Raw genomic sequence first — 13,599 nt, forward strand, 5'->3', positions numbered from 1 at the left:
CCGATGGCCGATCTGACGAGACTGACCGCGGCGGAGACCGCGGAACTGATCGCGAGCGGCGGGGTCACCGCCGTCGAGGTCACCGAGGCGCACCTGGCGCGCATCGACGCTGTGGACGAGAAGGTGCACGCGTTCCTGTACGTCGACCGCCAGGGGGCGCTCGCCAAGGCCCGCGAGGTCGACGAGAAGCGCGCCCGTGGTGAGCGGCTCGGCCCGCTGGCCGGCGTCCCGATCGCCGTGAAGGACCTCTTCACCACCGAGGGCGTGACCACGACCGTCGGTTCGAAGATCCTCGAGGGCTGGGTCCCGCAGTACGACGCGACCGTGGTGCGGAAGCTGAAGGAGGCGGACGTCGTCATCCTCGGCAAGACCAACATGGACGAGTTCGCCATGGGGTCCTCGACCGAGAACAGCGCGTATGGACCGACCGGCAACCCGTGGGACCTCACGCGTGTCCCCGGCGGTTCCGGCGGCGGCTCCTCCGCCGCGATCACCGCGTACGAGGCGCCGCTGGCGATCGGCACCGACACCGGCGGCTCCATCCGCCAGCCCGCCGCCGTCACCGGCACCGTGGGCGTGAAGCCCACCTACGGCGGGGTCTCCCGCTACGGCATGGTCGCCTTCTCGTCCTCCCTCGACCAGGGCGGGCCCTGCGCCCGTACCGTGCTGGACGCGGCGCTGCTGCACTCCGTGATCGCGGGCCACGACGAGCTGGACTCGACCTCGATCGACGAGCCCGTCCCGGACGTCGTCGCGGCCGCCCGCAACGGCGACGTGAAGGGTCTGCGCGTCGGCGTCGTCAAGGAGTTCCGCGGCGAGGGCTACCAGGCGGGTGTGCTCCAGCGCGTCGACGAGACCGTGGAGTTGCTTCGCGAACTGGGCGCCGAGGTCGTCGAGGTCTCCTGCCCGTCGTTCACCAAGGCGCTGGCCGCGTACTACCTGATCGCGCCGTCGGAGTGCTCCTCCAACCTGGCCCGCTTCGACGCGATGCGCTACGGCCTGCGCGTGGGCGACGACGGCACGCGCTCCGCGGAGGAGGTCACCGCGCTCACCCGCGAGGCCGGCTTCGGTGACGAGGTCAAGCGCCGCGTCATGCTGGGCACGTACGCGCTCAGCTCCGGCTACTACGACGCCTACTACGGCTCGGCGCAGAAGGTTCGCACGCTCATCACCCGCGACTTCGAGCGTGCCTTCGGCGAGGTGGACGTGCTGGTCTCGCCCACGACGCCGACCACGGCCTTCCCGATCGGCGAGCGCGCCGACGACCCGATGGCCATGTACCTGGCCGACCTGTGCACCATCCCGTCCAACCTGGCGGGGAACGCCGCCATGTCCGTACCGTGCGGGCTGGCCCCGGAGGACTGCCTGCCGGTGGGGCTGCAGATCATCGCCCCGGCCATGGCCGATGACCGTCTCTATCGTGTCGGTGCGGCGCTGGAAGCCGCTCACCAGGCACGTTGGGGTCACCCGCTGCTTGAGGAGGCACCGTCGCTGTGAGTGGAAAGCTGCAGAAGGCCAAGGGGTTCAAGAAGTCCCGCACCGGGATGTACGTGTCCATCGCGGCATCACTCTTCGGGGTGGTCGGCACGGTCAAGCGCGGCAGGGAGGCCCGGCGCGAGGGTGACACGCTCCAGATGATCGACGTCGCCGTCTCGGCGGCGGGCATCGTCACCGGGGTGGCTCTGCTCGTGCGGGAGCTGCGACGGCTCGACATCGACGATGTCCTCTGGGACGACTGAGAGGCGAAAATCCGTGACCGTCACTGAACTGGTGTCGTACGAGGACGCGTTGGCCACCTACGACCCCGTCATGGGGCTGGAGGTCCACGTCGAGCTCGGCACCGCGACGAAGATGTTCTGCGGCTGCTCGACGAGCCTCGGCGCCGACGCCAACAGCCAGACGTGCCCGACCTGTCTCGGGCTTCCCGGCGCGCTTCCGGTCGTCAACGCGAAGGGCGTCGAGTCCGCCGTGCGCATCGGTCTCGCGTTGAACTGCGAGATCGCGGAGTGGTGCCGCTTCGCGCGGAAGAACTACTTCTACCCGGACATGCCGAAGAACTTCCAGACCTCCCAGTACGACGAGCCGATCGCCTTCAACGGCCACCTCGACGTGCAGCTGGAGGACGGCGAGGTCTTCCGGGTCGACATCGAGCGCGCACACATGGAGGAAGACACCGGCAAGTCGACGCACATCGGCGGTGCCACGGGCCGAATCCACGGCGCCTCGCACTCGCTGCTCGACTACAACCGCGCCGGCATTCCCCTCATCGAGATCGTCACCAAGCCGATCGAGGGCGCCGGGGAGCGCGCGCCCGAGGTCGCGAAGGCGTACGTCGCCGAACTGCGGGAGCTCATCAAGGCGTTGGGCGTCTCCGACGCCCGCATGGAGATGGGCCAGATGCGCTGCGACGTCAACCTGTCGCTGCGTCCCAAGGACGAGACGACGTTCGGCACGCGCAGCGAGACGAAGAACGTCAACTCGCTGCGCAGCGTCGAGCGTGCGGCCCGGTTCGAGATCCAGCGGCACGCGGCGGTGCTGTCCGCGGGCGAGAAGATCGTCCAGGAGACCCGGCACTTCCACGAGGAGGACGGCTCCACCACCTCCGGCCGCGTCAAGGAGGAGGCGGAGGACTACCGCTACTTCCCCGAGCCGGACCTGGTCCCCGTGGCTCCGCCGCGCGAATGGGTCGAGGAGCTGCGGGCGGGCCTGCCCGAACTGCCGCGCTTGCGCCGCAACAGGCTTCGGGAGGAGTGGGGCATCTCGCAGCACGAGATGCAGTCCGCACTCAATGCGGGTGCCGTCGGCCTGATCGTGGCCACGGTCGACGCGGGCGCGCCCGCCGATCAGGCCCGCAAGTGGTGGATGGGCGAACTCGCCCGCCGCGCCAACGAGTCGGGCACCGAACTCGCGGACCTGCCCATCGGTCCGGAGGACGTTGCCCGGGTCTGCGCACTCGTCGAGGAGGGCTCGCTCAACGACAAGCTGGCCCGCCAGACCATCGAGGGCGTGCTGGATGGCGAGGGCACGCCGGACGAGGTCGTGGAGAAGCGCGGGCTGAAGGTCGTCTCCGACGAGGGCGCGCTCGGCGCCGCCGTGGACGAGGCGATCGCGGGCAACGCCGACATCGCGGAGAAGATCCGCGGCGGCAAGGTGCAGGCAGCCGGTGCGCTCGTCGGCGCGGTCATGAAGGCCACGCGCGGGCAGGCGGACGCGGCACGCGTGCGGGAGCTGATCCTGGAGAAGCTCGGCGTCGAGGGCTGAGGCCGGGCTCCGCGTCCAGGAGCCGATTGCACAGGAAGGGGCGGTCCTCAGGGGCCGCCCCTTCGCCGTGCGTCCGGCCCCGCCCGCCACCGCCGCTTTGCGCCGGCACAGAATCCGTCCTGGATCGCCGTACGGGATGACCTGCCGAAACGCCAGGCCAGTCCGTCATGTGTGGCCATGAACACAAAGGTGGCAAAGGATCTTCCTGGGGTGTCACGCTGCCAGGACGGAACATCACGACCGCATTACGATGTTCCCCCTCGGCCTAACGGCCTGGGGGGACCCCACAAACCCGCTCCCCGCCGGGGGCGCCGTACGGAACGACGGAACGCCCGGCCCGTGGGACCCGCACACGCCCCATGTCCCCCGGAAGAGGTCGACGCGTATATGACGGCTATCGCTCGCTGGTGCCTGCGCCGCCGTCTGGCCGTGATCCTTCTCTGGTGCGCCGTTCTGCTGGGCGTGGGCACCTCCGCCCTCCTCACCGGTTCGGCCTTCTCCAACAAGTACGACGTGCCGGGCACCGAGTCCGGGCGGGCCAACACTCTGATCAGCCAGAGCTTCCCCGGCCGTGAGGGCGACAGCGACACCATCGTGTGGCACACGGGCAAGGGCACGGACGCCTCCACCGACAGGGTCCGGGACACCCAGGTCGAGAAGACCATGGACCGGACCCTCGACGATGTCGCGGCCCTGCCGGGGGTGGGCTCGGTCCAGAGCCCCTACGGCGGCGCCGGCTCGGGCGACCGCGGAGAGCAGCAGGACCGCATCAGCCGGGACGGGCGCACGGCCTACGCCACGGTGACGTTCGACGCTCCCGTCGAGGAGCTCGACAAGAAGGACGTGCAGCGCGTCGTCGACACGGCGCAGCGCGCGGGCGAGGACGTCCCCGGCATGGACGTCGAGGCCGGCGGTCCCGGCATCGCGCTGACCGAGAAGCAGGAAGGCCACATGAGCGAGGCCGTCGGCATCGCCGTGGCGGCCGTCGTGCTGCTGGTCGCGTTCGGCTCGCTGGCGGCGATGCTGCTGCCCCTGGTGACGGCGCTCGTCAGCGTCGGCACGGCGATCCTCGGCATCGGGCTGCTCAGTCATGTGATGACGGTGGCCGACTTCGCGCCGATGCTCGGCACCCTCATCGGGCTCGGCGTCGGCATCGACTACGCCCTCTTCATCGTCACCAGACACCGCCGCGGCCTCAAGGAGGGCATGCCCGTCGCGGAGGCGGCGGAGCGTGCGGTGGCGTCGGCGGGACGGGCCGTGGTGTTCGCTGGTGTGACGGTGTGCATAGCCCTCCTCGGCATGCTCGTACTGCAGCTGAGCTTCCTGAACGGTGTCGCCGTCGCCGCCTCGCTGACGGTGGTACTGGCGGTGCTCTCCTCGGTGACGCTGGTGCCCGCCCTCCTGGGGGTGATCGGCAAGCGGGCACTGAGCAGACGCGAACGGCGCAGGCTCGCCGAACACGGACCGGACGAGCCCGCCGACCTGCATGCGGAGGACGAGGACGGGAGCGGGAAGAAGACCGCCGGCCGCGCCCGCGCCTGCGCGGCAGCGCGCTGGTCGGCCTTCGTCGCGCGCCATCCACGGCTGCTCGGAGGGGTCGCCGCGCTGCTGATGGTGGCGCTGGCGATTCCGGTGAGCGGGCTCCAGCTCGGCACGTCCGACCAGGGCAGCAATCCGAGTACGACGACGACCCGGCAGGCCTACGACCTGATGGCGGACGGGTTCGGGCCGGGCACGAACGGCCCGCTCACGCTGGTCGGCGAGATCGACGACGCCGCCGCGAAGCTCGACTTCGAGGAGCTGTCGGGCAAGCTGCGCGACGTCCAAGGCGTCGCCCACGTCTCGGGCGGCGAACTGAACGGCAGCGGAAAGACAGGCGTGATCACGGTCGTTCCCGACAGCGCCCCGCAGGCCGAGAGCACCTCACAGCTCGTGGAGGATCTGCGCGAGGACGTGCTGCCCGAGGCGACGGACTCCAGCTCCCTGGACGTGAAGGTCGGCGGAGTCACGGCGGCGCACGACGACTTCGCCTCGGTGATCCTCGGCAAGCTGCCGCTGTTCGTCGGCGTCGTGGTCTCGCTCGGCTGTGCGCTCCTCCTGCTCGCCTTCCGCAGCATCGGGATCCCGCTGAAGGCCGCACTGATGAACGTGATGGCGGTGGCCGCGTCCTCCGGGGTCGTCGTCGCCGTGTTCCAGTGGGGCTGGGGCAGCGGCCTGATGGGTCTGGGCGGATCCGGCCCGATCGAACCGTTCCTGCCGGTGATCATGGTGTCGGTGCTCTTCGGGCTGTCGATGGACTACCAGGTCTTCCTCGTCAGCCGCATGTACGAGGAGTGGCGCCTGACCGGCGACAACCGCAGATCCGTACGCGTGGGGCTCGCCGAGACGGGACGGGTGATCAACTCCGCTGCCGTCATCATGATCGCGGTCTTCGGTGCCTTCGTACTCAGCGGCGACAGGATCATCGCGATGTTCGGCATCGGTCTCGCGGCCGCCGTCGCGCTGGACGCGTTCGTGCTGCGTACGTTGCTGGTCCCGGCCCTGATGCACATGCTGGGCGGCGCCAACTGGTGGCTGCCCCGCTGGATGGACCGGTTGCTCCCGCGCGTCAGCATCGAGCCGGAGCCCGTGCCGGAACCCGTGCCCGAAGCGCTGCCGGAACCGGTCGCCGCGGCGGCCGGAGGGGTGGTCCCAGAGCCCCGGAACGAACTCTCATCTGACTCTCAGAAAGGGCCCCTACGGTGACGCCCCATGGCTACCGAGACGACCAAGACCGAGAAGACCGCCGCCGAGCAGGCGGAGACCGATAACGACAAGAAGACCGCAGGCAAGGCCGGAGAGACCGGCGTCACCGAAGACACCCGCGCCGAGGTGCTCCAGGACGACGACTCCGCCGCCGACGTCCACGTGGAAGAGACCGTCCTGGTGGCCGAGGCCCCCCGCGGCGGCCTGGGCGCCGGAGCGGGCGCCGTCGTGAGCGCCGCGTTCGGCCTCGCCTCCATCACGGGCACCTCTCTCAGCGAGATGCTGCGCGATCGCAAACAGCTCATCGGGCAGATCGAGAGCAGTGCCCAGGGCCAGCAGGGCGGCGGCGGAGCCGACCAGATCACCGCGCTCTACGGGGCACCCTGGCACGCCACCGCTCTCCTCAACGGGATCTTCGCGCTGATCGCCGTGCTCGTGGGCGGTGTGCTGCTCGGGCTCGTCGCCAAGCGCGCCGAGACGGCCTCCTGGGTCAAGGCGGTCGCCTTGGGCGGGGTCATCCTCGGCGTGATCGGCCTCGTCGTGGCCGGCGGCATGTACCTGGACCTGTTCGCACCGGCCCCCGAGATGCCGGCCGCGCCGCCCACGCCGCCCGCGCAGTGACCGCAGTTCACAACTGAAGGAACCACCGGCCGAGCCGCCCGCGAGCGGGGTCCAAGACCCCCACGGGCGGCTCGGACGTGTCCGGAACCGGATCATTCCGGGACGCGCGTCAGGCCCAAGTCCACGGTCGGAGAAGGGAGTCGGGCGGCGGCCGTTCGCCGCGTTCCGCGCACGGGAATCGCCGGCCATGCGGCAGGGCGCGCTCCAGGCGGGGTTCTTCCGGAGTCGTATCCGGCCGCGGCTGCCGCCGACCGCGATGCGCCGGCCGTCCGGGCTGAACGCCACGTGCTGCACGTCGCCCGGTGGGAGGTCCGTCAGGTAGGCGCGTTGATCGCGACTGCCCATGTCCCACAGCCACATCTTGCCCTCGCGGGTGGCGGTGGCGAGCGTCTTGCGGTCCGGGCTGAACGCCAGATCGATGAGTGATCTGTCGGGGCCGGTAAGGGTGGTGGCGGCGGGCTCTACCGCCGTAGGGGTCCCAGTAGCCGCAGGCCAGGGAGATCAGCCCCGCGACGACGCCGAGCACGACGAGTCCCCACCGCGCCGGTCCGTCCACAGGTCTGAGGACCCCTGAGGGGCGGCTCAGCCGTGCCGTGAGGTGCCTAAGACCCCGGGGTGGTGGGACTAAGGCCCCGGAGGCCGACAAGACCGGTCAGGTGCCCGATGTGGCCGGCCCACCTGGGAGACGACTGTGGAGACAGCGAAAAGCAGTCCGTCCACACGACACCAGGAGAGTCAGTGATGCACTACTACGGCCACGAGGCAGGGCTCCTGCGCATCGCCGAAATGCGTCAGAAGGCCGCGGTCGAGCGCCGCGCCCTCGAGAACGCCGCAGGCGGGCACCAGCACCGGGAGGAGCTTGCGCGTCACTCGAAGCGTGCGCGCCGCTTCTGGCTCAGGTCCGCGTGAACCAGGTACCGGCGCCACTGCCCTTCGTCGTGAAGGAGCGGGCGCCGGGCGAGAAACCGGCTGCCGCAATGTCGGTGGCAGGTGCCATGCTGGGCGATGTGTCCAGCCAATCCACCATCAGTCCCGTATTCGTCGGCCGCAGGGACGAGCTGACGCTGCTCGAGGATGCGCTCGCCCGCGCCGACGCGGGCGAGCCGCAGGCATTGCTGCTGGGCGGCGAGGCAGGCGTCGGCAAGAGCCGCCTGCTGGAGGAGTTCCTCTCGGTCGCCCGCGCCGCCGGCGCCACCACGGCCGTAGGCGGCTGTCTCGAACTGGGCGCGGACGGGCTGCCGTTCGCGCCTTTCGCCACCGCCCTGCGCGGCCTGCACCGCAGCCTGGGCGAGGCCGAGCTGGCCGACGCCGTCGCGGGCAGGGAGGCGGAGCTGGCCCGTCTGCTGCCCGACCTGGCGCCCGCGCCCGGCAGTCCCGGAGCAGCGGCCGCCGGGGCGTACGACGAGGAGGACGGCCGCGCCCGCCTGTTCGAGCTGACGGCACAGCTCCTGGAGCGGCTGGCCACCCGCCGCACCGTCGTGATCGCCCTGGAGGATCTGCACTGGGCGGACCGCTCCACCCGCGAACTCCTCGGCTATCTGTACCGCTCCGTGCACACCTCCCGGCTGATCCTGCTCGCGACCTACCGCTCGGACGACATCCACCGCCGGCACCCGCTGCGTCCCTTCCTGGCGGAGCTGGACAGGCTCCGCAGCGTCCGCCGGATCGAACTGCCCCGGCTGACCCGCGCGGAGGTGCACGCACAGATAGCGGGGATCCAGGGGGTCCCGGAGCCCGAGCCCGAGCAGGCCCGCGTCATCTTCGAACGCTCCGACGGCAATCCCTTCTTCGTCGAGGAACTCACGGCCAACTGCTCCACGTGCTGCATAAGCGACTCCCTGCGAGACCTGCTGCTCGTACGTGTCGAAGCGCTTCCTGAGCACGCCCAGCAGGTGCTGAGGATCGCCGCACAGGGCGGCTCCGCCGTCGGGCACGCCCTGCTCGCCGCCGTTTGCGAGCTGCCCACCACCGAACTGCTGGACGCGCTGCGCGTGGCGGTCGGCGCCAACGTGCTGCTGCCGACCGAGGACGGCGACGGCTACCGCTTCCGGCACGCCCTGCTGCGCGAGGCCGTCAGCGAGGACCTGCTGCCGGGGGAGGCCGCCGGCCTCAACCGCCGTTATGCCAGATCCCTCGAGGCCGACCCCTCGCTCGTACGGTCCGAGGAGTGCACGACGCGCCTGGCGCACTACTGGTACCACGGCCGTGACGCCGCCAAGGCGCTGCCCGCCGTGCTCGCGGCGGCCGTCGAGGCGCGGCGCAGACACGCCTTCGCCGAGCAGCACCAGCTGCTGGAGCGCGCCATCGAGCTGTGGCACGAGGTCCCGCAGGAGGTACGGGAGCGGCTGCGCCCCATGGACGAGGCCGAGGTCTATCCCCGCCCGGCCGACTGCCCCGAGGAACCGGCAGCGGAATCGCTCTCGTTCATGGAGCTGCTGGCCGAGGCCGTCGTGGCCGCCCGCACCGGCGGCGACGTCGAGCGCGCACTCGCCCTGACCAAGCGCGCCATCGACCTGCTGGACCACGATGTGGACCCGCTGCGCGCAGCGTGGTTCTGGGTCAGCCGCTCCAAGACCGTCGAGGCGCTGGGCCGCGGTGACGGATGGGCCGAGATCGCCCGCGCCCAGGAGCTCGTGCGCGGCCTCCCGCCGTCCGCCGTGCACGCGGACGTACTGACCAGCGCCGCGAGCTGGGGCATGATGCACCGGCCCGGTCCGGAGGCCATGAGCACCGCCGTGCGGGCCGTCGAGCTCGCCCGCGTCGTCGGCGCCACCACTATCGAATGGCAGGGCCGCATCACCCTCGGCATCCTCATGGCCGACTCGGGGGATCTCGGCGCGGGCATCGACGAGATGAGCCTCGCGCGTGAACAGGCCCTGGCTGCGGGCGCGTTCGGCGTCGTCGGAAGAGCGGACATCAACATCGCCACCGAGCTGGAGGCCGCGGGCCGCTCCCGGGAATCGGTCGCCGCCGCCGTACGGGCGGCTGAGGGAGCGGCGATGCACGGACGTCCCGACATGTGCGGCTTCGCGCTGGGCAACCAGGCCGAGTCGCTGTACGCCATGGGGGAGTGGGCGGACGCCGCCCGGATCACGGAGGAGGCCGCGGCCGCGGCACGCTCGGCGGAGACCAGGGGCTTCGCCGCGTTGATGAAGGCCCATCTCCAGCTCGGCCGCGGCGATCTGGAAGGGCTGAAGGCCGCCGTGGAGGCGGCCCGCGAGGTGATGGGCAGCCACGCGGCCGCCGCGAACGCCGCCGTGCAGCTGCGGCTCTTCGAGCTGGAGGTGGCCGCGGGCCGCGGCGATTTCACGGCCGTACGCGCCGAGTTGAGGGCCGCGCTGGAAGCGGGCTTCCCGCCCGGCACGCACCGCTACGCCTGGCCGCTGCTGCATGCCGCGGCGGTCCACGAGGCCGGTCTGCGTGGCCTGCCCGCCGCCGAGGAGGGACGCGAGGCCGTGCTGGAGGAACTGCGCACCGCCGCACGGCGCCTTGCGCACCCGGCGCCCGTCTGGGAGGCGCACTCGGCGCTCGTCTCGGCGGAGATCGGCCGGGCCGAAGGGCGTTCGGCGCCCGGGGCCTGGCAGGCGGTCACGGAGGCTTACGAGGCGATGGAGCGCCCGTACCACCTGGCGATGGCGCGTCACCGCTGGGCGGAGGCGCTGCTCGAGGACGGGGCGCAGAGCCGCGAGGCACGCGAGCGCGCCAACGAACTGCTGGCAGCGGCGTACACGGTCGCCCGGCGGCTCGGCGCGGAGCCGCTCCGCACCGAGATCGAGCAGCTCTCCATACGTGCCCGGCTGCCTGCCTCCCCGGCGGCGTCAGCGGGATCCAGGCGTTCCCCCGCACAGGCGGAGGAGCCCGCGGACACCTTCGGACTGACACAGCGTGAGCGCGACGTGCTCCGTCTCGTGGCCGCGGGGCGCAGCAACAGGCAGATAGCCGAGCAGCTGTTCATCTCGCCCAAGACGGCGAGCGTGCACGTCTCCAACATCCTGGCGAAGCTGGGCGTGGGCGGGCGCGGTGAGGCTGCGGCCATGGCTCACCGGCTGCGGCTGCTCACCGACGCGGACACACGCTCCGCCGCGGGCTGAGAGCCGCTCCGGGCCGGTAACCGCGCGGCGGGAGGGCCGTGCGCCGCAGGGTCAGAGAAGGTCCGGCGGACCGTCACCGCCGGAGTCGTCGCCGTCGGCCTCCTCTTCGAGCTTCGGCCGCGCGGGCAGGATCGCGTGCTGTTCCTGCAGCGCGATCACGATCTTGCCCGAGCCGAGGTCCACGGGGCCGCAGCCCGGCTCGTGGGTGCCCTCGACGACGTACGTGTGCTCCAGCCGCTGCTGCTCGTGCTGAGCGTGCTGCTGGCTCGGAAGGAAGATGTCGCCCGCGATGTCCATCACCGGCTCCCGTCGCCGTTCGGTTCGGTGCCTGCGTCCGCCGTCGTGTCCGTCTTCGTGGCCTGCTGTTCCCTCGGGCGGATCAGCACGTGCCCGGAGCTGAGGTCGATCGGGCCCTGCCCCGGATCGTTGCTGCCCTCTTCGACCCGTGTGTGCTCCCGCCGCCGGCGTTCGTCCTCCGTGTGCCTGCGGCCCGGGGAGAAGAGCTCCTCGATCAGGTTGAACATCGGCCCTCCGGCCCGGCGCCCGTCGCTGGGCGCCGCCTAGCTCACCTTCAGCTTCAGGATACGGTCATCGGGCCTTTCCGGGCTCCCGCGTCCGTCCGTCTCGCTCGTCATGAGCCACAGACCTCCGCTGCCGTCGGCGACGACGGTACGCAGCCGCCCGTACTTGCCCTCCAGGAACGCCTGCGGATCCGCCGCCGGGGCAGTGCCCTTCAGCGGGATGCGCCACAGCCGTTCGCCGCGCAGGCCCGCCATCCACACGGATCCCTTGACGATGGCGATGCCGCTGGGGGATGCGTCGGCCGTGCGCCACTGCTCGACCGGGTCGACGAAGCCGGACTTGCCGGCCCGTCCCTCGGCCTCGGGCCAGCCGTAGTTCCTGCCGGGGCGGATCAGGTTCAGCTCGTCCCACGTGTTCTGGCCGAACTCGCTCGCCCACAGCCGCTTGTCGGCGTCCCAGGCGATGCCCTGCACGTTGCGGTGGCCGTAGGTGTAGAAGAACGAGTCGCGCTCGGGGTTGCCCTGACCGGGCGGGTCGCCGTCGGGCGTCATGCGGAGGATCTTGCCGCCCAGGGACTTCTTGTTCTGCGCGAGCCCGCCCTGGCCCGACTCTCCCGTGCCCGCGTAGAGCATCTTGTCGGGGCCGAACGCGATGCGTCCGCCGTTGTGGATCTCGCCCTTGGGGATGCCCTTGAGGATCGTGTCGGGCGCTCCGAGCTGGTTGCCGCTGGGCTTCTTCGGGTCGTAGACCATGCGGACGATGCGGTTGTCGGACGCCGTCGTCAGATACGCGTAGACCAGCTTGGCGCTGTCCGGCGGCACGGCGATGCCGAGCAGGCCGCCCTCGCCGCTCGCCTGCACCCCCGGCACCGTGCCGACCGCGGTCTTCTTGCCGCTGCGTTCGTCGACGCGGAGGATCTTGCCGTCGTCCCGCTGCGAGACCAGCAGTCCGCCGCCGGGCAGCGGCGCCAGGCCCCAGGGCGACTTCAGCCGCGTGGTGATGGTGCGCTCCACCTTCACCGAGCCCTTCGCGGGCGCCGCCGAAGCCGTCGCGTTCGGCCCCGTCTCCGCGCTGGGCGTGCCCGACTCGGACTTCTCGGGCGCGGGTCCGCCGGAGTCGTCGGAGCAACCCGTGGTCACCAGCGCCAGGGCGACGAGCCCCGCCGCGGCGGCTCGTACGGACGGCAGATAGCGGCTTCGCACGGTCAGCGCCTCCCGGTGTCGGTTGTACTCCGGTCACAGTGTGAGCGGAGGACTCAGCACACCACATCCGTCACCACGACGGCGGGCACAGCGGAACTTCCCGTACGGATACGCGCACAGGGAGGAGCCCGGGGCTACTCCCAGGAGCCGCGTGCGGCGGGCAGCGCGCCCAGTTCGGCCATGTCGGCGGGCGTGAGCACCAGTTCCGCCGCCCGGCAGTTCTCCGCCAGGAGGCGCTCCTTCTTCGTGCCCGGCAGCGGAATCACCTGCCGGCCCTGCCCCAGCAGCCACGCGAGCGCCACCTGTGCGGGCGTCGCGTCGTCGTGCCGCTCCGCGATCCGGCGCAGACCCGCCACGACGGGCTGGTTGGCGGCCATCATCTCGGCGGTGAAGCGCGGGTGCCGGGCACGTACGTCGTCCCCCTCGAAGCCGCCGCCCGTGGTGAGGGTGCCGCTCAAGTAGCCGTTGCCGAGCGGCATCGCGGCCATGAAGCCCACCCCGTGCGAGACGCACCAGGGCAGCAGCGACTCCAGTGCCTCACGCGACCAGACGGCCAGCTCCGCCTGTACGCCGCTGACGGGGAAGACGCCCTGCACCCGTTCCAGCTGCCGGATCGTCGTGGCGTGTATCCCGGCGGCACCAGGGGTCTTGCTTTTCCTGTGGTCCGCCCGTGCGCCGACGGCGCAGAAGCCGAGCGCGCGGACCTTGCCCGCGGCGACCAGCTCGGACATGGCGCCCCAGGTCTCCTCGACGGGTACCTCCGGGTCGACGCGGTGCAGTTGGTAGAGATCGATGAAGTCCGTCTGCAGCCTCCGCAGCGACGCGTCACAGGCCCGTTTCACGTAGGAGGGGCGGCCGTTGGCGACGATGTGCTGCTCTCCCACCAGCAGCCCGCACTTGGTGGAGACGAACGCGTCGTGGCGGCGCTCCTTGAGGACGCGGCCGATCAGCAACTCGTTCGTGAACGGCCCGTACATGTCGGCCGTGTCCAGCAGCGTCATCCCGCGGTCGAGCGCGGCGTGGACCGTACGGACGGACTCCTCACCGTTCTGCTCGGAGGTCGAGTACGCCCAGCTCATCGGCATGCAGCCGAGGCCGATCGCACCCACTTCGAGTGCTGCCGCACCGATCGTCCTGCGCTCCACCTGGAACCGACT

Annotated in this window: 11 protein-coding genes and 1 pseudogene; 7 read left to right on the plus strand and 5 right to left on the minus strand. The window is 71.3% G+C overall.

From position 1 onward, the window contains the following. Positions 1-3 precede the first annotated feature (3 nt). The 5 genes from gatA (at position 4) to I004_RS0109690 (ending at position 6,627) form a co-directional block, all read left to right on the plus strand. Positions 4-1,497, plus strand: coding sequence for an Asp-tRNA(Asn)/Glu-tRNA(Gln) amidotransferase subunit GatA (gene gatA / locus I004_RS0109670; protein WP_028435316.1), 1,494 nt, complete (start codon positions 4-6; stop codon positions 1,495-1,497). After that, positions 1,494-1,739: a hypothetical protein gene (locus I004_RS0109675; protein ID WP_028435317.1), complete on the plus strand. Its 246-nt coding sequence runs from the start codon at positions 1,494-1,496 to the stop codon at positions 1,737-1,739. The genes gatA and I004_RS0109675 overlap by 4 nt, the downstream gene beginning before the upstream one ends. A gap of 13 nt (positions 1,740-1,752) precedes the next feature. Then, positions 1,753-3,261: an Asp-tRNA(Asn)/Glu-tRNA(Gln) amidotransferase subunit GatB gene (gene gatB, locus I004_RS0109680; RefSeq protein ID WP_028435318.1), complete on the plus strand. Its 1,509-nt coding sequence runs from the start codon at positions 1,753-1,755 to the stop codon at positions 3,259-3,261. 387 nt (positions 3,262-3,648) lie between these two features. Then, positions 3,649-6,006 carry an MMPL family transporter gene (locus tag I004_RS33170; RefSeq protein WP_051344886.1) on the plus strand — a complete coding sequence of 786 codons (2,358 nt, stop codon included), beginning with the start codon at positions 3,649-3,651 and terminating at the stop codon, positions 6,004-6,006. A 6-nt stretch (positions 6,007-6,012) separates the two neighbouring features. Then, a complete protein-coding gene (locus I004_RS0109690) occupies positions 6,013-6,627 on the plus strand; it encodes a GHMP family kinase ATP-binding protein (protein WP_028435319.1) in 615 nt (204 codons plus the stop codon). Positions 6,628-6,984: 357 nt separating this feature from the next. On the opposite strand, the pseudogene I004_RS40220 reads toward I004_RS0109690, so the two are convergent. Beyond that, positions 6,985-7,065, minus strand: a pseudogene (locus I004_RS40220) (hypothetical protein); the annotation flags it as partial. A 303-nt stretch (positions 7,066-7,368) separates the two neighbouring features. On the opposite strand from I004_RS40220, the gene I004_RS39425 reads away from it, so the two are divergent. Then, positions 7,369-7,536: a hypothetical protein gene (locus I004_RS39425; protein ID WP_158677020.1), complete on the plus strand. Its 168-nt coding sequence runs from the start codon at positions 7,369-7,371 to the stop codon at positions 7,534-7,536. 68 nt (positions 7,537-7,604) lie between these two features. Further along, positions 7,605-10,718, plus strand: coding sequence for a helix-turn-helix transcriptional regulator (locus I004_RS33175; protein ID WP_078510976.1), 3,114 nt, complete (start codon positions 7,605-7,607; stop codon positions 10,716-10,718). Positions 10,719-10,769: 51 nt separating this feature from the next. On the opposite strand, the gene I004_RS33180 is transcribed toward I004_RS33175, so the two are convergent. From I004_RS33180 to I004_RS0109720, 4 genes are all read right to left on the minus strand, one after another. Continuing rightward, positions 10,770-11,015: a DUF6191 domain-containing protein gene (locus I004_RS33180; RefSeq protein WP_037975630.1), complete on the minus strand. Its 246-nt coding sequence runs from the start codon at positions 11,013-11,015 to the stop codon at positions 10,770-10,772. After that, the gene (locus I004_RS0109710) at positions 11,015-11,242 is read right to left on the minus strand and encodes a DUF6191 domain-containing protein (protein ID WP_028435320.1); all 228 of its coding nucleotides are present in this window, start codon (positions 11,240-11,242) and stop codon (positions 11,015-11,017) included. The genes I004_RS33180 and I004_RS0109710 overlap by 1 nt, the downstream gene beginning before the upstream one ends. A 36-nt stretch (positions 11,243-11,278) precedes the next feature. Beyond that, positions 11,279-12,442, minus strand: a complete 1,164-nt coding sequence (locus I004_RS0109715) for a PQQ-dependent sugar dehydrogenase (protein ID WP_486579882.1) — start codon at positions 12,440-12,442, stop codon at positions 11,279-11,281. A 134-nt stretch (positions 12,443-12,576) separates the two neighbouring features. Then, the gene (locus tag I004_RS0109720) at positions 12,577-13,587 is read right to left on the minus strand and encodes an aldo/keto reductase (protein WP_028435322.1); all 1,011 of its coding nucleotides are present in this window, start codon (positions 13,585-13,587) and stop codon (positions 12,577-12,579) included. Between the last annotated feature and the right edge of the window lie 12 nt (positions 13,588-13,599).

Source organism: Streptomyces sp. TAA486 (assembly GCF_000426165.1).

Bases quoted from the DNA above. Each gene is read 5' to 3' on its own strand.
- gatA (WP_028435316.1), top strand. From the start codon at position 4: ATGGCCGATCTGACGAGACTGACCGCGGCGGAGACCGCGGAACTGATC.
- I004_RS33170 (WP_051344886.1), top strand. From the start codon at position 3,649: ATGACGGCTATCGCTCGCTGGTGCCTGCGCCGCCGTCTGGCCGTGATC.
- I004_RS0109690 (WP_028435319.1), top strand. From the start codon at position 6,013: ATGGCTACCGAGACGACCAAGACCGAGAAGACCGCCGCCGAGCAGGCG.
- I004_RS39425 (WP_158677020.1), top strand. From the start codon at position 7,369: ATGCACTACTACGGCCACGAGGCAGGGCTCCTGCGCATCGCCGAAATG.
- I004_RS33175 (WP_078510976.1), top strand. From the start codon at position 7,605: ATGTCGGTGGCAGGTGCCATGCTGGGCGATGTGTCCAGCCAATCCACC.
- I004_RS33180 (WP_037975630.1), bottom strand. From the start codon at position 11,015: ATGGACATCGCGGGCGACATCTTCCTTCCGAGCCAGCAGCACGCTCAG.
- I004_RS0109710 (WP_028435320.1), bottom strand. From the start codon at position 11,242: ATGTTCAACCTGATCGAGGAGCTCTTCTCCCCGGGCCGCAGGCACACG.